Source organism: Terrabacter ginsenosidimutans (genome assembly GCF_039539425.1).
GTDB lineage: Bacteria > Actinomycetota > Actinomycetes > Actinomycetales > Dermatophilaceae > Terrabacter > Terrabacter ginsenosidimutans.
The window spans coordinates 1,193,247-1,211,991 of the sequence record NZ_BAABDC010000001.1 but is presented as its reverse complement, the minus strand read 5'-3'; the positions used below and the strand labels follow the sequence as shown (position 1 = coordinate 1,211,991).

Here is an 18,745-nt window from a genome sequence, read left to right as displayed (position 1 = left end):
GGATGGCCATCGCCTTGCGCTATGCCGCGCGCTCCGACCTCGGCCTGGGACCGAAGTCCCGCAACGAGGACTCGGGGTATGCCGGGCCCAACCTGCTCGTCCTCGCCGACGGGATGGGTGGTCACGCCGCGGGTGACGTCGCGAGCTCGATGATCGTCGGAGAGCTCGCGCCGCTCGACGAGGAGGACGTCACCGCCGACCAGGCGATCCCGCTCCTCGAGGAGGCGCTGCACTCCGCGAACGCCAAGCTGACCAAGGCCATGCGGGAGAACTCCGAGCTCGCCGGCATGGGCAGCACGACGATCGTCATGCTGCGCACCGGCAACAAGCTCGCCATGGCGCACATCGGCGACTCCCGGGCGTTCATGCTGCGCGGCGACACGTTCTCGCAGATCACGAAGGACCACTCCTTCGTCCAGCAGCTCATCGACGAGGGCCGCATCTCCAAGGAGGACGCCGGCCACCACCCGCAGCGCTCCGTCGTCACTCGGGTCATGACCGGCCAGCCCGACGACGAGCCCGACACCTCGCTGCGCGAGGCGAAGATCGGCGACCGCTTCCTGCTGTGCTCCGACGGCCTGTCCGACTTCGTCGGAGCCGACGTCATCGAGGAGATCCTCCGCGAGGCGCGCACCCCCGCCGAGGCCGCCGACCGCTGCATCGAGATCGCCCTCAAGGCGAGCACCCGCGACAACGTGACCGTCATCGTCGCCGAGGTCGTCGACGCAGACGGCGACGACCTGCCCACCACCGTGCCGCAGGTCGTCGGCGCTGCCGGCAAGCGCATGCGGGGCCGCACCCGCGCGATCCCGACGAGTCCCGCCGAGAAGGCCGCTGCCCTCTCGCGCGAGGCGACCGGCCGCGCCGAGCCCGACGACGACGCGCTCGAGCTCGCCGAGGACCGCACCCGGTCGCGCCGGTCGAAGATCCTGCTGCGCACCATCGGCATCCTCGTCGTCACCGCGCTGCTCGGTGGCGGCGGGTATGCCGCGTGGGCGTGGTCGCAGAAGCAGTTCTACGTCGCGGCCGACGCCGGGCACGTCGCCATCTTCCGCGGGGTCTCGCAGGACCTCGGCCCGATCCGGCTCTCCCACGTGGAGTCCCCGTCCGACGTGCTCGTCTCCGACCTGCCGACCGACGTCCAGGCCTCGGTCGGCAACACGATCCCCGCCCGTGACCTCGCCGACGCCCAGGTCAAGGTCTCCGCCCTGCGCGGCGAGGCCCTGCGCTGCCAGCACCTCGCCTCGACCGGCACGCCGTGCGGCACGAGCCCGGCCCCGACGCCCCTCCCGACCACCCCGCCGACGACCGGGCCGACGTCGCCCACCTCGCCGGCCCCCACGTCGCCGACGCCGCGGGCGAGCACGTCGACGCCGACAGCGAGCGCCGCGCTCGGGCCCGACCGGCACGCAGGGGCGGTCGCATGACGACGACCGTCGAGCCCCTCACCCCACGCACCCGCCGCGGCGCCGAGCTGCTGCTGCTGGTCTTCGCCATCGCCATCGTGCTGCTGGCATGGGTCACCACCGACCTCAACCGCAACGGCACGGTGCCGGCCAACATCGTCCCCGTCGCGGGCGGCTTCACGGTCCTCGTGCTCGCGGTGCACCTCGTGCTGCGCTGGAAGGCGGCCTACGCCGACCCCGTGCTGCTGCCCATCACCACCGTGCTCAACGGGCTGGGCCTGGTGATGATCCACCGGCTCGACCTCGCGCGGGGCAAGCTCGGCGCCGACGGCGACGCCTACCGCCAGCTCATCTGGACCACCCTGGCCGTCGTCCTGGCGATCGCCGTGCTGATCGCGCTGCGCGACCACCGCCTGCTGCGCCGCTACACCTTCGTGACGATGGCCGTCGGCTTCGTGCTCCTGGTGCTACCGCTCGTCCCGGGCATCGGTCGCAACATCAACGGCTCGCAGATCTGGATCTCCGTCGGACCGCTCAACTTCCAGCCCGGCGAGTTCGCCAAGATCGCCCTCGCGATCTTCTTCGCCGGCTACCTCGTCCAGACCCGCGACGTGCTCTCGCTCGCGGGCAAGAAGGTCCTCGGCTTCACCTTCCCGCGCGGGCGAGACCTCGGCCCGATCCTCGTGGCCTGGGTGCTGGCGCTGCTCGTCCTCGTCTTCCAGAAGGACCTCGGCTCGGCGCTGCTCTTCTTCGGCCTCTTCGTCGCGATGCTCTACGTCGCGACCGAGCGCACGTCGTGGATCGCCATCGGCCTGCTGCTCTTCGGGGTGGCCGTGGCCTTCGCACTGTCGGCGTTCACGCACTTCCAGAAGCGCGTCGACCTCTGGCTCGACCCGTTCTCGCAAGACAACCTCGAGCGGTCCAACCAGCTGGCCAACGGCCTGTGGGGCATGGCCTCCGGAGGTCTCACGGGCACCGGCCTCGGGGCCGGGCGGCCCTACCTGACGTCGTTCGCCGAGAGCGACTTCATCTTCCCGAGCCTCGGCGAGGAGCTCGGCCTCTTCGGGTCCGTCGCGATCATCGTGCTCTACCTCATCTTCTGCGAGCGCGGCATCAGGACCGCCCTCGGCGTGCGTGACGGCTTCGGCAAGCTGCTCGCGATCGGCCTGTCGTTCTCGGTCGCCTTCCAGCTCTTCATCGTCATCGGCGGCGTCACGCGGGTCATCCCGCTGACCGGCCTCACGACGCCCTTCATGTCGCTCGGTGGCTCGTCCCTGCTCGCGAACTGGGTCATCATGGCGCTGCTGCTCCGGATCTCCGACCAGGCCCGTCGGCCGATGCCCGAGATCCCCGTGGGCGTCGCCGCCGACGACCCCTCGCCGGCCGAGGTGACCCAGGTGGTGAGGCTCCCGTGAACACCCCGATCCGCCGCCTCTCGGTCCTCATCGCGGCGCTGTTCATCACACTGCTGGTCGCCGCGACGATCGTGCAGGTCACGCAGGCCAAGTCGCTGAACGCGATGGCGAGCAACAAGCGCACCCTGCTCGACAACTACGCCCGCGAGCGCGGGTCGATCATCGTCGGTGGCCAGGCCATCGCGAAGTCCGTGTCGGTCGAGGACCAGTACCGCTTCCTGCGCACCTACCCCCAGGACAAGCTCTACGCCCAGATGACCGGCTTCTACTCCTACGCCGTCGGGGCGCCCTACGGTCTCGAGCACGCTGCCGACGACCTGCTCTCCGGCGACGCCGACACCCTCTTCGTCCGGCGCGTCACCGACCTCATCACCGGCCGCAAGACCTCCGGCGCGACGATCGAGCTGACGATCGACCCCAAGGCGCAGGCCGCCGCCGACAAGGCGCTCGGCGACAGCAAGGGCGCCGTCGTGGCCCTCGACCCGAAGACCGGCGCGATCCTCGCCATGGTCAGCCACCCGAGCTACGACCCCAACCCACTCTCCAGCCACGACCTCAACAAGGCGTCCAAGGCGTGGCAGGTCCTGTCCAACGACAAGGACAAGGCCTACCTCAACCGCACCATCAACGGCGTCTACCCGCCCGGGTCGACCTTCAAGGTGGTCACGGCCGCGGCCGCCCTCGAGAACGGCGTCGTCAGCGACGAGAACTCCACCGTCCCCGGCCCGGCCTCGCTCGACCTGCCGCTGACGAGCACCAACCTGCCCAACGAGGACGGCCGCGCCTGCGGACCCAACAACGAGACCACGCTCATCCACGCGCTCGAGATCTCGTGCAACACCACGTTCGGCTCGCTCGGCCTCGACCTCGGTGGCGAGAAGCTGCGGGCGCAGGCCGCGAAGTTCGGCTTCGGCGACGCCCTCCAGATCCCCATGCGCGTCTCGGTGAGCTCGGTCCCGGCCGACCTCAACGCCCCCCAGGCCGCCCAGGCCGCGATCGGCCAGTACGACGTGCGCGCGACGCCGTTGCAGATGGCGATGGTCGCGGCGGGCATCGGCAACAAGGGCAGCGTCATGACGCCCTACCTCATCCAGTCGGTGCGCAGCGCCAACCTCGACATCATCGAGTCGGCCCCCGACCCGGTCGAGCTGTCGCAGGCCGTCTCGGAGCAGACGGCCAGCACGCTGACCAAGATGATGGTCTCCGTCGTCGACAACGGCAGCGGCGCCCGCGCCCGGATCCCCGGCGTCGACGTCGCGGGCAAGACCGGCACGGCGCAGCACGACCCCGGCAAGCCCCCACACGCGTGGTTCATCTCGTTCGCGCCCGCCGTCAACCCCAAGGTGGCCGTGGCCGTCGTCGTCGAGGACGGTGGCGTGACGGGCAGCGAGATCGGCGGAGGCCGTGTCGCGGCGCCGATCGCCCGCGCCGTCATGGAGGCGGTGCTGAGCCGATGACCCTCGAGACCGGCGCGACCCTCGGGGGTCGCTACACGCTCGGCGCAGCCATCGCCTCGGGCGGCATGGGCGACGTGTGGGAGGCCACCGACGACGTGCTCCAGCGTCCCGTCGCCCTCAAGATCATGCGCCCGCAGGCAACGGACGACGACTCGTTCATCGAGCGCTTCCGTGACGAGGCCCGCGGCAGTGCGTCGCTGCACCACCCCAACATCGCAACGGTCTTCGACTACGGCGAGGAGGACGGCACGGCCTACCTCGTCATGGAGCTCGTGCCGGGGCGCACCCTGGGCGACATCATCCGCGACAGCGACGGCGGCATGCCCACCGACGAGGTGCGCTCGGTGCTCGGCCAGGCGGCCCTGGCGCTGTCGGCGGCCCACCGGGCCGGCGTCGTGCACCGTGACGTCAAGCCGGCCAACATCATCGTGACGCCCGAGGGCCAGGCGAAGCTCACCGACTTCGGTATCGCCCGGCTCGGTGACGGGTCGGGGCACACCCTCACCGGGGAGGTGCTCGGCACGCCGGACTACATCAGTCCGGAGCAGGCGCTCGGCGAGCCGGCCACCGCCTCGAGCGACCTCTACTCCCTCGGGGTCGTGGCGCACGAGATGATCACCGGCCGCAAGCCGTTCGACATGGGCACGCCAGTCGCGACGGCGATCGCCCAGGTCAACGACCCGCCCCCCGAGCTGCCCGGCACGGTGCCCCTCGACCTGCGCGAGGTCGTCGACGCCTGCCTGGCCAAGTCGGCCTCGGACCGGCCGGCGGACGCCCGCACCGTCGCGGAGGCGGCCGGGGTGCCGCTGGGCTCACTCCCGGGCGTCACGCCGCTGCCGGTCACCACCGAGCTGCCATCGGCCGGCGGCACCCTCGTGAGCACCGTGTCGAGCAGCCCCGAGAGGACTGCCGTCATCTCGCCCGGGGAGGCATCGCCGTCCGCGACCCGTGCACTTCCTCTGACGCTGTCTCCGATGCGGCCGCCCTCCGGGCGCGGCACCGACCGGCGCCGGCTGGCGTGGCTGGCCGCGCCGGCCGCAGCCCTCGTCGTGTGGGGCGCGTTCGCCATCGGTGGGGTGGTGCGAGGGCCGGCCACCAGCCCCGCGGCGCAGCAACCGTCCTCGACCGCGCCCGCGGCCAACATGCCGAGCGCCACGCCCAGCGCCACCCCGAGCACCTCCCGACCGACCACGACCGCCCCGAAGCAGACGGCCACCCGCACCGCCGCGACGACGAAGACCGCCACGACCTCCAAGCAGCCCCCCGCCCACCCCGGCAAGGGCAAGGGGAAGGGCAAGGCGAAGTGACATGACCGACCGGCTCGACCAGCCCGACCAGCCCGACCAGCGCGACGCAGGCGCACGACGAGCGGACCAGGATGACCCAGCACCCGAACGAGCAGAGGCCAACGACGTGAGCACCGCACCCCGTGTCCTCGGCGGACGCTACGAGGTCGGCGAGCTGATCGGCCGTGGCGGCATGGCCGACGTGCACCTCGGCCACGACACCCGTCTCGGGCGCCAGGTCGCCATCAAGATGCTGCGCTCGGACCTCGCACGGGACGCGAACTTCCTCATGCGCTTCCGTCGTGAGGCACAGTCCGCAGCGGGCCTCAACCACCCGGCGATCGTCGCCATCTTCGACTCCGGCGAGGACGACAGCGCCGTCGAGGGACCCAACGGCACCCGAACGACGCTGCCCTACATCGTCATGGAGTACGTCGACGGCGAGACCCTGCGCCAGCAGCTGACCGAGCACGAGCAGTTCGATCCGGCCGAGGCGATCCGCGTGACGGAGGGCATCCTCGACGCCCTCGCCTACAGCCACCGGATGGGCATCGTCCACCGTGACATCAAGCCGGCCAACGTCATGATCACGAGCAGCGGGCACGTCAAGGTGATGGACTTCGGCATCGCGCGTGCCATCGCCGACACCGCGGCCACCATGACCCAGACCCAGTCGGTCGTGGGCACGGCGCAGTACCTCTCTCCGGAGCAGGCCCAGGGCCAGACGGTCGACGAGCGCTCCGACCTCTACTCGACCGGCTGCCTGCTGTTCGAGCTGCTCGCCGGGCGTCCGCCGTTCACGGGCGACTCGCCCGTCGCCATCGCCTACCAGCACGTCGGCGAGCTGCCGCAGCCGCCGAGCGTCTTCAACGACGCGGTCGGCGGCGACCTCGACGCCGTCACCCTGCACGCCCTCGCCAAGGACCGCGAGGCGCGCTACCAGAACGCCACGGCCTTCCGGGCCGACCTCGAGAACGTCCGGCTCGGCCGCCAGATCAGTGCGGCCGCGCTCGGCACGGCGGCCGCCGTCGGCGCCGCGGCCACGCAGACCCTCCCGCAGGCGTATGCCGTCGCAGGAACCCCGACCGCCGTGCAGGCGCCTGTCGCCGCGGGCCGCGAGCGCTACGACAACACTGCCGGCCTGCCCGCCGTCGGCCACGACGAGGGCGACGGCGACGACCGGAACGGCAGCAAGGGCAAGGCGGTTCTCATCACCGGGCTCGTCATTGCCGTGCTGGCTCTCGTCGGCTGGGGCGCCGTGACGTGGTTCGGCAACCAGACGCCGTCGGTCACCCTGGTCTCGGTGCCCACCATCGAGGGGATGAAGGAGGACGTCGCCGCCCGGACCCTGGCCACCAACAACCTGCGGGGCGAGAAGTCGACCGCGGCGAGCACCTCGGTCAGCGAGGGCGAGGTGATCAGCCAGGACCCGAAGTCGGGCACGAGGATCGCCGAGCAGTCGATCGTCAAGTACGTCGTGTCGACCGGTCCCGAGAACCTCACCGTCCCCGACGTCACCGGCTTCGACAAGGACGCGGCGCGGGCCGAGCTCGAGAAGCAGGGCTTCGTCGTGTCCGGCTTCCAGGAGGAGAACACCCCGGACCAGGACAAGAACAAGGTGACGAAGACGGATCCGGCGGCGCAGGCCGTCGTCGCCAAGGGCTCGAAGATCAAGATCTTCTACGCCACCGGCAACGTCAAGGTGCCCGACAACCTCGTCGGGCAGGACTGGGCCCTGGCTGCGGTGGCCCTCCAGAAGGCCGGCCTCGAGCCGCGCAAGGAGACCGTCGACTCCGACAAGAACCCCGACGAGGTGCTCTCGGTCGACCGGGCGGGTGACGTCGTCAAGCTCGGCACCCCGATCACGGTCAAGGTGGCCCGCACGCCCACCCCGACCCCGTCGACGGTCACGATCACGCCGACACCGACGACCCCGCCGGCGACGACCGACACGGGGACCGCGACGCCGACCCCCTAGGTCACGCACACGGCATACGAAAGGGCCCTTCCGAGCGGGAGGGCCCTTTCGTATGCCGTGTCGCCGGGTGGGTCAGACGGCTGCGGTCACGAGGGGGCTGAGCCCGACCGAGCGCTCCACGGCCTGCGCGTCGCCGCACAGGGCGAGGAAGTTCGCGAGCATCCGGTGTCCGCCCTCGGTGAGGACGCTCTCCGGGTGGAACTGGACGCCGTGCAGCGGCAGGTCGCGGTGACGCACCGCCATGACCAGGCCCGAGTCGGTGTGCCCGGTGGCGACCAGCTCGGCCGGCAGCGTCTCCGGGTCGATGGTGAGGGAGTGGTAGCGCGTCGCGGTGAAGGGGCTGGGCAGGCCCTCGAGGACGCCTGTCCCGTCGTGGTGCACGAGCGAGGTCTTGCCGTGGAGCAGCTCGGGCGCCCGTCCCACGGTGGCGCCCACCACGGCGCCCAGCGCCTGGTGCCCCAGGCACACGCCGAACATCGGCTTGGCGAGGCGGGCGCACTCGCGGATGATCTCCATCGAGACGCCGGCCTGGTCGGGGGTGCCGGGTCCCGGCGAGACGAGCACCCCGTCGTAGGCGCCGGCATCGGACGCCTCGACGGCGTCGTTGCGCACGACGGTGCAGTCGGCACCGAGCTGTTCGAGGTAGCCGACGATCGTGTAGACGAAGCTGTCGTAGTTGTCGACGACGAGGATGCGGGTCATGCGGGCCTCTGTGGGAGTGGGTGGCGCGCTCAGCGGATCGGTGAGGCGTACTGGAAGTCGACGGAGCCCGAGTAGGCGGGGAACTCGATCGAGCCGATGGTGTGCAGCCCGTAGCCGAGGCCGACGGCGTCGACGTACTGCTTGTAGATGGTGACGGACGGGTCGGCGTCGAGGCCGCGCTCCATCCGGTCGATGTCACCGATGGCGGTGATGCGGTAGGGCGGGGCGTAGACCCGACCCTGCAGGATCAGGGTGTTGCCGACGCAGCGGACGGCGCTGGTGGAGATGACCCGCTGGTCCTGGATCATCATCGCCTCGGCGCCCGAGGCCCACAGGGCGTTGACGACGCCCTGGACGTCCTGCTGGTGCACGACGATGTCGTCGGCCGTGAAGCCGTCGGGCAGGGAGTCGGCGGTGCGCTTCGCGTCGTCGAGGGTGACCTCGAGCGCGGCGCCACGGACCTTGGTCGTCGCGGCCGGGGCGGCGAGCTCGTCGGCGGCCCGGGTCAGGCTCGAGAGGTGGTCGTCGGTCGGGGCGTTCGTCCGGGTGAGGGCCTCGACCTCCTTCTGCAGCCCGTCGAGGGCGCTGGCCTTCTCGGCCACGCGCGCGTCGCCCTCCATGATCAGCTGCGGCAGGTCCCGGTCGGCCCGGAGGTCGCGGCCCTGCGCGGCCTGGAAGCTCATCGCGAACATCAGGCCCGCGGCGCCCATGACGACGGGCACGAGCAGGCCCCAGGTGAGCCGGCGCCGCGATCGACTCGACGCGGGAGCGGCCTCGACGGCGTCCTCGACCTTCGCCTGCTCAGGCTGGGATGGCTCCGAAGGCTCGGGGGGCTCCGTCGCCTCGGGCGGTTCGGCGTCCTGCTTCACGGGTGACCTCGCTCGCGCGGACCGTCCGCGCCGCCTCCATTGTGCCTCGTCACGGCCTGTGGACCGACCGGTGGTGGGGCGAGCGTCCACGCGGGCGGGGACGCCGGGCGTGTCATTGGTTACCCTTGCCTCAACTCAGAGCAAGGAGAACGCAGTGCCCGAGTCCAAAGGCCGCGACCACAAGGCGGCGGCATACACCCCGCCCCGCACGAGCAAGGCCGCCGAGCCCAACCCCACCTGGTGGGCGCCCGTCTTCATCACGCTGCTCGTCCTCGGGCTGCTGTGGATCGTCGTCTACTACGTGACCGAGTACAAGTACCCCATCGGCTCCATCGGGGTCTGGAACCTCGGAGTGGGGTTCGTCCTGCTCATGGGTGGGTTCATCATGACGATGCGGTGGCGCTGACCGCTCGCTCTGCCCACAACCGCCTCGACGCCGGCTGTCCACACCTGTGGACGGCCGGCGTCGTGCTTTTCGGTCCACAGCTGTGGATGACGGCCGTGCACAACCTCCAGCGCGCAGCCGCGAGGTTATCCACAAAGTTGTCCCCAGCTGGGGATGAATGACACGTGTGTAACTACATCCACAGGGTTGTCCACAGCCGGTGGACAACTCCTCCACGACCTGTGGGTGGGGCTGACGCTCAGCGTCGCGGCAGGGCCAGCTCGGTGACGATCCGCTCCGCCGTCGCCCGGGCGTCGCCGTGCTCGTTGTCGAGTCGGAGGTGGCGGTGCCCCGGCAGCAGCCGCTCACCGTCGCGTGCCGGGTCGGTGTTGAAGCGGGCGCGCGACTCGAGGTCGAGCGTGTGTGAGCGGGCCCAGTCGATGTCGCGCTTGCTGCGCTTGTGGTCCATCCGGTCCGCACCGCCCTCGCGCGCGAGGCGCACCTCCTGCGCTGCGTGCAGCTCGACGAGGTCGACGGGCGCGCCGGCCGCTTCGACGGGCTCGATGAGCTCGTGCAGCTGCTCGAGGTCGCCGGGTTGGTCGAGGTCGATGGCGAAGGTGAACACGAGCCCGGGCAGGTCCGCGACGACGGACTCGGCGATGACCTCACGCCGGATCATCGCGTTGATCCGTCGAAAGGAGGGGGTGCCGAAGTCGTAGACCCCGAGCAGCGGCTCGATCGACATGTGGTTGTGGAAGAGCCGGAACCCGGTCAGGTCGCACACCGCCCGGCCGACCGTCATCTTGCCGACGGCAGGTGGCCCGGTGATGCAGACCAGGTGCACGGGGCCCTCAGCCGAAGATGGTCAGGTCGCGGATGTTCTCGGGCACGGTGAGGTACTTGGCCACCGTGACGACGACGAGGAGCACGAGCACGGCGCCGAACGCGGCCCACACGAGGTGGCGCACCCCCTGCCGCCGGAACACCACGATGGCGCCGGCGCAGATGACGCCGGTGACGAAGCCGCCGAGGTGGGCCTGCCACGAGATGCCCGGGTAGAGGAAGCCGAAGGCCGCGTTGATGGCGATCATCGCGTACATCGCGGCGGAGGACCGCCCGAGGTGCCGATTGAGCACGAGCAGGGCCCCGAAAAGGCCGAAGATGGCTCCAGATGCGCCGACAACACCGTTGTTCCAAGCCAACGGTTGGTGGGTCAGCACCTCGATGGTCGAGGGAGTGGCCGCCAGCAGGACGACGCCGACCTGTCCGCCAATGCCGCTTATGAGGTAAAGGGCGGCAAAGCGCGCCCGACCGAGCATCGGCTCGAGGTACTGGCCGAGGCTCCACAGGGCGAACATGTTGAGCAGGATGTGGAAGATGATCGCCGGCGAGTGGAGGAAGGCCGCGGTGACGAACCGGTACGGCTCGGTCCAGCCGCGCTTTGGCACGAAGGCGAACTCGTCCGTGATCGACGGGTCGGCCCGCTGGAGCAAGTAGACGACGGCGCAGACCGCGATGATCGTGTAGGTGACGACAGGCGTGCCGTCGGTCGCGCGGCCACCGAAGACGGTGTGCGCGCTGGGGGTGGTCCGGGCGGCGTCGCGGACGCAGTCGACGCACTGGATGCCGACCGCGGCGGGCCGCTGGCACTCGGGGCACGCCGGACGCCCGCAGCGCTGGCAGCGGACGTAGGCCTCGCGGTCGGGGTGGCGCGGGCACACGGACGGACCGGCAGCGGGCTGCGGGACCCCCGGCTCGAGCGGGGGCTGGCCGGGCTGGCCGCTGGGCGGTTTGTCAGACAACGGGGTTCCCCCTGCCGGTCACGTCCGTGGGCGGTGGTGCGGTGGTGCGGTGAAGCGATGGTCCTGTGAAGCGGTGGAGCCGGAGCGTCAGTCCTCGACGGTGACCGAGTTGATGACGACGTCCTCGAGGGGCTTGTCGTTGGCGCCCGTCGGGACCGCACCGATCTTGTCGACGACGTCGCGCGAGGCCTGGTCGGCGACCTCACCGAAGATCGTGTGCTTGCCCTGCAGCCACGTGGTCGCGGCCGTCGTGATGAAGAACTGCGAGCCGTTGGTGCCCTTGCCCATGCGCTTGCCGGCGTTGGCCATGGCGAGGATGTAGGGCTTGGTGAAGTCCTTGTCGGGGCTGATCTCGTCGTCGAACGCGTAGCCCGGTCCACCGAAGCCCTGACCGATCGGGCAGCCGCCCTGGATCATGAAGTTCGGGATGATGCGGTGGAAGATCAGGCCGTCGTAGAACGGGGTCGGGTTGGTGCGCCCGGCGTCGTCCTTGTACTCCTTCTCGCCCTTGGCGAGACCGACGAAGTTCTCCACCGTCTTCGGTGCCTGGTGCTCGAAGAGGTCGATGACGATGTCACCGTGGTTCGTGTGCAGGGTTGCCTTCATGGGCCCAATCCTCGCACGACCGAGCACGTATGCCGTCCGGCCGGGTATGCACGAGCAGATGCGGAACGCCGGGGGTGGACCCACCGTTGGCCTAGGAGAAGGATCATCCCCACAGCAGTTGGGGACGTGACCCGATGAGCAGCCGGCCGTGCGCCGGTACAGGACGGAGTGCCGATGTCGTTCATGGACAAGCTGAAGAAGAAGGCCGAGGAGCTCGATCTCGAGACCAAGGCGAGGCAGCTGCAGGAGACCGCCGCCCAGGCCGCGAAGCAGGCCCGGGAGAAGGCGGGCGACTACGCCGCCCAGAATCGCGAGAAGATCGACGGCTACGTCGAGACCGCCACCACGAAGATCGACGAGAAGACCGAGGGCAAGTACGCCGACAAGGTGGCCAAGGTCAAGCACCACGTCGACCGAGGCGTCGACAAGGTCGCCGAGGGCCACACGTCCGGCCCCACGACCGCCACGGGTGCCGCCGCTGCCGCGGGGGCGACAGACGTGACCGGCGGCGACCCGTTCCCCGTCGACCCCGAGCCGCCGGCTCCCGTGTCGGCGAGCCCCCTCGACGCGCCGGCGCCGATCGACCCGCCGGCCCCTGTGCACGAGAGCGGTTTCGACGCGGCCGCCGGCGACGTGCCGGTCCCGATGCGCGAGGCGCTCATCGACACGACGCTGGAGGACACCGTGCTCGGGCTGGACCACCCGCCGACGGCCCCCGGCGGACACGCCGGGCATCACGACGCCCCGAGCCCCGAGGACGCCGACGCGGCGCCGCGGAGCCCGCAGGGGACCCAGCCGCCGCACGAGGCCACGAGCTGAACGAACGATCCACGCGGCATACGCCATCCACACGAGATGTGGCTTCGGGCACTCTCGACGGGTGCTCGTGCGGCGCGTGGCCGATGTTGGCAGGATGGGTAAGGACGACAGGACCTAGGAGGACGTATGTTCCGAACCAAGCAGTCCCGCACGGAGGCTGCCGTAGACCAGGCCCGCTCCACGGCAACCGATCTCGGCTCCGCCGCCAGTGACCGCCTCGGATCGCTGCGTGAGAGCGCCGCCGACTCCGCCGGCGACGCTGCCGCGATCGCCAAGGACCGGGCGTATGCCGCGAAGGCGGCCGCCACCCCGGCTATCCAGGACGCGGCCGACGCCGCGCGTGAGCGCTTCTACGACGCGGCGGCAACAGCCAAGGACGCCGCGGGTGATGCGCTGCACGAGGCCGCTGACCGCGCCAAGCCGAAGGTGGAGGCCGCGCAGTCGACGCTCGTCGACACCGTGCTGCCCAAGGTCGGCGCCGCCATCGCGACCGCCGCAGCCGCCCTCGCCGCCGGAGCCGAGCAGGCTCGCGAGGCGGCCCAGCCGCACCTCGAGCAGGCGGCCGCGCAGGCCAAGGAGACGGCTGCCTTCGGTGGGCACCGCGCCCACGACGCCTACGCGGTGCTCAAGGGCGACGCGGTCGCCAAGAAGCGCGGCGGCAAGGGCAAGTGGCTCATCGCCATCGGCCTGACGGCCGCAGGGGTCGCCGCGGTGGCCGCCTTCCGCAAGCAGAAGCAGGCCGACGACCCGTGGGCCACGCCGCTCGACTCCCGCGCGGCCGCAGGCGGGGCCGTCGGCTCCGAGCCGGCGACGTTCAAGGACAAGGCTGCCGAGACGGTCGGCCACGCCAAGGAGGCTGTCGCCGACGCTGCGACCAAGGCCAAGGAGAAGGGCTCCGAGCTCGCCGACGCGGCCAAGGACAAGGCAGGCGACCTCGCCTCCAAGGGCCAGTCCGCGATCGCCGACGCGAAGGACCGCTCCGGCGAGGCCGTGGACGACGCGACCGACGTCCTCCCGACCGACGACACCTCCGCCCCGTCCGCGGGCGAGGTCACGGCGGTCGACGCGGCACCGGACTCGGACGCGATCACGTCCGAGGCGGTCGAGGGCGGCACCATCAACGGCGCCTCGAAGAAGTCCTCCCCGCGCGGCTCGGCCAAGGCCAAGCTCGCCGAGGAGAACGGCGACAGCACGAGCTGAGCCTCGCCGCCAGACACGAGGTCCGCACACAGAGAAGGACCCGGATGCCATGGGCATCCGGGTCCTTCTCTGCTTGAGCTGGCTCGCACCGACAGGGGGACAGCGCGAGCCAGCACATGCAGAAGGGCTGGGCGCGGTTCGTGCGTGCCCAACCCTTCGCTTCCACCAGTCTAGACCCTGTCTGGCTGGTTGCGCGAGGGGCTCGATGAAGATTGCATCACATCAAGCGCGTCAGTTCGGTTCCTTCCACGCAGTGCACCCGTGGAATCGGCCACCGATGAGGATGCGGCCGTGGTGCTCCAACGAGCATGGCACCAGAGCGACCGTTTCGCCAGAGGAAGTTTCCGTGGATCGGCTGTGCAGCTTCGCCGACTCGCCTGCTCGTGGCCGGTCCCTGGTCCGGACCTGCGCTCGACCCAGCCCTGGACGCACGCACGCCGTCGGTGGAGTCCTCCAGATCGCGCCTCCCGATGTCCCACTCGTGTCGGTTCGTGCTGCTGTTTTCTGCTCGCCCCGGTAGCAGCCAGGGCACAGGGGACTCACAGAAAGACTCACATGCGTTCAGCACTGCAGCGCGTGGGCGTCGCACTGGCCGGGGGGCTGCTCGCCACCTCGGTCGTCGCCGCACCAGCAAGCGCCGAGCCCGCAGCTCTCACCGGCACCGTCGTCGATGCTGTCGACGGGAGCGCCGTCCCGGCCTGCGTCAACGTCTACGACACGGGCTACGGCTGGGTCGACCAGGCATGCACCGACGACACCGGCACGTGGACGACGACCAACACCGAGGCCGGCGGCACCTACAAGGTGGAGATCCAGCCGACCGACGGTCTCCACCTGCCCGGATGGGCACCCGACGCGCCGGACTTCGACTCCGCCGCAGCGGTGACCGCCCCCGCCTCCCTCACCAGCCGGGTCGCGCGGGGCGCCGTCGTCAGCGGCCACCTGACGCGCGCCGACGGGTCGCCCGCCGACGCGGTCGACGTCGCGCTCTGGCCCGTCGACGCAGCAGCGCCCACGGCCAACGCCTACGTCTCCGACGGCACGTGGTCCGCAGTCGTGGCACCGGGGGACTACCAGGTCGAGTTCAGCAGTGCCCCGTTCCACCAGTGGGCGACCGGGGCGGCCGACCGCGGCTCGGCTGCGACCTTCACGGCGTCGACCAGCCAGGAGAGCGTCGTCGACGACGTCCTCACCATCGAGGAGCCGGTCTCGCTCCAGGGCACCATCACCGACGCCTCGACCGGGGACCCCGTCGACGGGTGCGTCACGGCCTACCTCGCCGAGACCTACGACTACGCCGCCTCGGCCTGCAGCGACTCGCAGGACACGACCCGCGGCCGGTGGGCCATCTACGGTCTGCCCGAGGGCGTCGCCTACAAGCTCGAGCTCACCTCCTACGACGGTGTCCACCTGGGCGAGTGGGCCCAGGACGCGTCGGACTTCTCCGCGGCACGCGAGTACGTCACTCCGGCCACCGTCGACGTCGCCCTCGCGACCGGTGCCACCCTCACCGGGACGCTGCGCGGGACGGACGGCCAGCCGGTCGACAACGGCTACGTCGACATCGAGCCCGACGACGGGTCGCCCAGCACGTACGCCTCGATCGAGCCCGACGGAACGTGGCGCTCGCTCGTCAGGCCCGGCGACTACCGCGTCCAGCTCTCGTCCGGCCCGGTGAGCCAGTGGGCCGTCGGCGCCTCGACTCGGGAGGAGGCGACGGTCTTCTCGGTCGGCGAGGGCCAGACGGTCGATGCCTCCGACCAGCTGCTCGCCGCTGCCCGGGTTCAGGGCAGCGTCACGAGCGCCGCGACCGGCGCCCCCGTCGCCGGCGCCTGCGTCGACGTCATCCGGATGCCCGTCGTCGACTGGCCCGAGACGGTCGGCCAGGCGTGCACCGACGCGTCGGGGCACTACGAGGCCGACCTGTGGGAGGGCGGCGGCACGTTCACGGCGCGCATCTCCGACCTGGAGGGCCGCTTCGTCCAGGAGTACTACGACGGCCACGCCACCCTGGCCGACGCCGACACGTTCACCGTCACCCGCGGCCGGCCCACGGTCGTCGACGCAGCCCTCGCCGCGGGCTCGACCATCACCGGTCTCGCCGTCGACGCAAAGCTCGGCACGCCCCTGGAGGGCGCCTGCCCCGACGCGTACGTGGGGCACGCCGGTGACCGGGTCGAGGGCCAGGTCGCGACGTGCAGCGACGCGTCGGGTCGGTGGACGATCGCGGGCCTGCCGGCCGGGTCGTATGCCGTGCACCTGGGGATGGGCCAGGGCCCCTACCCGTCGGGCGATGTCTGGGCGTTCAAGGCGACGTCGCAGGCGACCGCCGACCTCGTCACGGTCAAGACCGGCGCGACGAGGACGATCCGCAACGTCAAGATCGACCCGCCCGTGACGATCACGGGCCGGATCACCGACCCGTTCGGCAACCCCGTCGAGGGCGCGACCGTCAACCCGCGAGGGCTGCTCATGGATCGCAGCGGCGAGTGCTTCGACTGCGCCACGACCGACGCGGACGGTCGCTACACACTCGGCCCGATCGCGGCCGGCACCTACCGTCCTGTCGTCTCCGCCGCCTCCGGTGACGCCTGGGCGCCGGAGTGGTCGGGCAACTCGACGACCTACGAAGGTGCCACGGCGCTGACGATCAAGCCGGGCCGGACGGCGACCTTCTCGGCCCAGCTCGCACCGGCCAGCACCCTCTCCGGCGAGCTGGTGAATGCTGACGGTTCACCCGCCGCCGGCGGATGGATCGGCTTCGTCGAGAGCGCGACAGGACGACACATGGGCGACTTCGACGTCTACGGCCGCAACACCTTCGATGGTGTCGTCCTCCCGGCCGGGCAGTTCCGCATCCACCTGGAGAACTCCGAGACCGGCCAGCAGGCGTGGTACGACTCGGCGTCCACCGAGTCCGGCGCCACCCTGGTCACCCTGGCGGAGGGCGAGGACCGGCACGTGACGATTCACCTGCCGGCCGCGCCCGGCTGAGTCGGGACCCGCCCCGGTCGGGCCCGGTTCGAGACGGAGGTTGCAGCACACCGCAACGACTCGTCTCGAACCGGGCCTTTGCCATGTGCGAGACATGTGTCAGGAGCGCCCCGTGGCGAATGCCGCTAGAACTTCACTGAAACAGCCCGTCTTGATATTCGTCGTTATTGACGATAAATCGGAAACGTCTGTTCTGTCATTTGCGAGAATCCCCCGACGTGCGCTGTCGTGAATGACGAGGTGTCCAGGGAATTCACCCATTGGCGGCCTTCACCCCCTGCGACGGGGCCGGGAAGTCCTCCGTCATGTACGACGAGGCGACGACCGCGTCGAAGAGGATGCCCAGCCCTTGGGCCAGCACGTCATCAGGGGTGGTCAGGGGGGCGAACACCTTGAGCACCTCGTCGTGCGCTCCGGACGACTCGATGATGAGACCGTCGGCCAGGCACTGCCGCCTGATCTCGGTCGCCGCCTCGCCGCTGAGCACGTCGAGTCCCTGCATCATGCCGCGGCCCTTGAGCCGGGAGCCCGGCACGTAGGCCGACATCCGCCGGAGCTCACGGGTCACGCGCCTGCTGTGCGCGGCGACGGTCTGGCTGAGCAGGTCGTCCGCCCAGAACTTCTCGAGGGCCGCCCGGGCCGTCACGAAGGCGTGGTTGTTGCCACGGAAGGTCCCGTTGTGCTCGCCCGGCTCCCAGACGTCGAGGTCGGGTCGGATGAGCAGCACCGCCAGGGGCAGCCCGAGGCCGGACAGCGACTTGGACATCGTGATGAGGTCCGGCACGATCTGCGCGGGCTCGAAGCTGAAGAAGGTGCCGGTACGCCCGCATCCCGCCTGGATGTCGTCGACGATGAGCAGCGCACCGTGCCGCTTGGCGATGGCGGCGATCCTGCGCAACCAGCGAGGTGAGGCCACGTTCAGGCCTCCTTCCCCCTGGACCGTCTCGAGCAGGACGGCGGCGGGCGGGTCGATACCGCTGGACGGGTCGTCGAGCAACTGCTCGAGCAGGTCGGCCGTGTCGATGTCGTCCCCGAAGCAGCCGTCGTACGGCATGCGCGTCACGTCCGGGAGCGAGGTGGTGGACGCCATGCGGTGGTGGCCGTTGGCGGTGGCCGCCAGCGCGCCGAGCGACACCCCGTGGAAGCCGTGGGTGAACGCGATGACGTTGCGGCGGCCGGTGACCTTGCGGGCCAGCTTGAGGGCAGCCTCCACGGCGTTCGTGCCGGTGGGGCCGGTGAACTGCACGCGGTACTCGAGGTCCCGCGGGGCCAGCACCAGAGCCGCGAGGGCCTCGAGGAAGTCCCCCTTGGCCGCGGTGTGCAGGTCCAGGCTGTGCGCGATGCCGTCCCCCGAGATGTAGGCCAGCAGGGCCCGTTTCAGGTCGGGGTCGTTGTGGCCGTAGTTGAGCGACCCGGCGCCGGCGAGGAAGTCGATGTACTCGCGCCCGCGAACATCTCTGACGATGCTCCCCCGGGCACTGTTCAGGACGGCGTCGAACGATCTGCAGTAGCTGCGTACCTGCGACTCCTGCCGATGGAAGATGTCGCCCGTCCCGTACTCTCCGGTGTCTCCACTCGTCTGCGCCATCGTCTCTGCTGTGGACATGTCCGCTCCCGTCACGGACCCGTACGGGCGGCTCCGATGCCCCCTGGTGGATCGTGATCCACACCGCCGCACGGGATGTTGTGGAGGTGAAGGTCCTGCACTCGACGCGGCATCGGGCGGACGTCGAGAGGCCAGCACAAAGCGGGACCAACGCCACCATTCACGGCTCAGAAGCCCCCGCTTCACTTAAAACGCCAACCCGATCCGAAGGTCACGTCAG

General features: G+C 70.6%; 15 protein-coding genes. 9 read left to right on the top strand and 6 right to left on the bottom strand.

Features of this window, described 5'->3' with window-relative positions; translation table 11 throughout:
* Nucleotides 1-2 precede the first annotated feature (2 nt).
* The 5 genes from ABD831_RS05595 to pknB are packed head-to-tail and all read left to right on the top strand — an operon-like array spanning nucleotide 3 to nucleotide 7,542.
* Entirely contained in the window at nucleotides 3-1,427 is a 1,425-nt protein-coding gene (locus ABD831_RS05595; protein ID WP_344942723.1) for a PP2C family protein-serine/threonine phosphatase, read from the top strand.
* Complete coding sequence (locus tag ABD831_RS05590) at nucleotides 1,424-2,821, top strand: FtsW/RodA/SpoVE family cell cycle protein (RefSeq protein WP_344942721.1); 1,398 nt, start codon at nucleotides 1,424-1,426, stop codon at nucleotides 2,819-2,821. The genes ABD831_RS05595 and ABD831_RS05590 overlap by 4 nt, the downstream gene beginning before the upstream one ends.
* A complete protein-coding gene (locus ABD831_RS05585) occupies nucleotides 2,818-4,278 on the top strand; it encodes a peptidoglycan D,D-transpeptidase FtsI family protein (RefSeq protein WP_344942719.1) in 1,461 nt (486 codons plus the stop codon). Before ABD831_RS05590 ends, ABD831_RS05585 begins: the two co-directional genes overlap by 4 nt.
* A complete protein-coding gene (locus ABD831_RS05580) occupies nucleotides 4,275-5,585 on the top strand; it encodes a serine/threonine-protein kinase (protein WP_344942717.1) in 1,311 nt (436 codons plus the stop codon). The genes ABD831_RS05585 and ABD831_RS05580 overlap by 4 nt, the downstream gene beginning before the upstream one ends.
* Before the next feature lies 1 nt (nucleotide 5,586).
* Nucleotides 5,587-7,542, top strand: a complete 1,956-nt coding sequence (pknB, locus tag ABD831_RS05575) for a Stk1 family PASTA domain-containing Ser/Thr kinase (RefSeq protein ID WP_344942714.1) — start codon at nucleotides 5,587-5,589, stop codon at nucleotides 7,540-7,542.
* A gap of 72 nt (nucleotides 7,543-7,614) precedes the next feature.
* Here the strand turns inward: pknB and ABD831_RS05570 are convergent, their stop codons facing one another.
* Nucleotides 7,615-8,244 (bottom strand): aminodeoxychorismate/anthranilate synthase component II, encoded by a 630-nt coding sequence (locus ABD831_RS05570; protein WP_344942711.1) that lies wholly within the window; start codon nucleotides 8,242-8,244, stop codon nucleotides 7,615-7,617.
* A gap of 29 nt (nucleotides 8,245-8,273) precedes the next feature.
* The gene (locus tag ABD831_RS05565; RefSeq protein ID WP_344942709.1) at nucleotides 8,274-9,113 is read right to left on the bottom strand and encodes a DUF881 domain-containing protein; all 840 of its coding nucleotides are present in this window, start codon (nucleotides 9,111-9,113) and stop codon (nucleotides 8,274-8,276) included.
* Between the two features lie 154 nt (nucleotides 9,114-9,267).
* Here ABD831_RS05565 and ABD831_RS05560 point away from each other — a divergent pair, with 154 nt between their 5' ends.
* Nucleotides 9,268-9,519: a cell division protein CrgA gene (locus ABD831_RS05560; RefSeq protein ID WP_020141592.1), complete on the top strand. Its 252-nt coding sequence runs from the start codon at nucleotides 9,268-9,270 to the stop codon at nucleotides 9,517-9,519.
* A gap of 238 nt (nucleotides 9,520-9,757) precedes the next feature.
* On the opposite strand, the gene ABD831_RS05555 is transcribed toward ABD831_RS05560, so the two are convergent.
* The 3 genes from ABD831_RS05555 to ABD831_RS05545 all read right to left on the bottom strand — a co-directional run bounded on the left by ABD831_RS05555 (nucleotide 9,758) and on the right by ABD831_RS05545 (nucleotide 11,906).
* Nucleotides 9,758-10,342: a DEAD/DEAH box helicase family protein gene (locus tag ABD831_RS05555; protein ID WP_344942705.1), complete on the bottom strand. Its 585-nt coding sequence runs from the start codon at nucleotides 10,340-10,342 to the stop codon at nucleotides 9,758-9,760.
* A gap of 7 nt (nucleotides 10,343-10,349) precedes the next feature.
* Nucleotides 10,350-11,300 (bottom strand): rhomboid family intramembrane serine protease, encoded by a 951-nt coding sequence (locus tag ABD831_RS05550; protein WP_344942702.1) that lies wholly within the window; start codon nucleotides 11,298-11,300, stop codon nucleotides 10,350-10,352.
* 87 nt (nucleotides 11,301-11,387) lie between these two features.
* Nucleotides 11,388-11,906, bottom strand: a complete 519-nt coding sequence (locus tag ABD831_RS05545) for a peptidylprolyl isomerase (RefSeq protein WP_142175353.1) — start codon at nucleotides 11,904-11,906, stop codon at nucleotides 11,388-11,390.
* A gap of 174 nt (nucleotides 11,907-12,080) precedes the next feature.
* On the opposite strand from ABD831_RS05545, the gene ABD831_RS05540 reads away from it, so the two are divergent.
* From ABD831_RS05540 to ABD831_RS05530, 3 genes are all read left to right on the top strand, one after another.
* Nucleotides 12,081-12,725, top strand: coding sequence for an antitoxin (locus ABD831_RS05540; protein WP_344942698.1), 645 nt, complete (start codon nucleotides 12,081-12,083; stop codon nucleotides 12,723-12,725).
* Nucleotides 12,726-12,851: 126 nt separating this feature from the next.
* A complete protein-coding gene (locus ABD831_RS05535) occupies nucleotides 12,852-13,925 on the top strand; it encodes a hypothetical protein (RefSeq protein WP_344942695.1) in 1,074 nt (357 codons plus the stop codon).
* 555 nt (nucleotides 13,926-14,480) lie between these two features.
* Nucleotides 14,481-16,919, top strand: coding sequence for an MSCRAMM family protein (locus tag ABD831_RS05530; RefSeq protein WP_344942691.1), 2,439 nt, complete (start codon nucleotides 14,481-14,483; stop codon nucleotides 16,917-16,919).
* Between the two features lie 253 nt (nucleotides 16,920-17,172).
* Here ABD831_RS05530 and ectB read toward each other — a convergent pair whose 3' ends face one another.
* Nucleotides 17,173-18,525: a diaminobutyrate--2-oxoglutarate transaminase gene (gene ectB, locus ABD831_RS05525; RefSeq protein ID WP_344942689.1), complete on the bottom strand. Its 1,353-nt coding sequence runs from the start codon at nucleotides 18,523-18,525 to the stop codon at nucleotides 17,173-17,175.
* Between the last annotated feature and the right edge of the window lie 220 nt (nucleotides 18,526-18,745).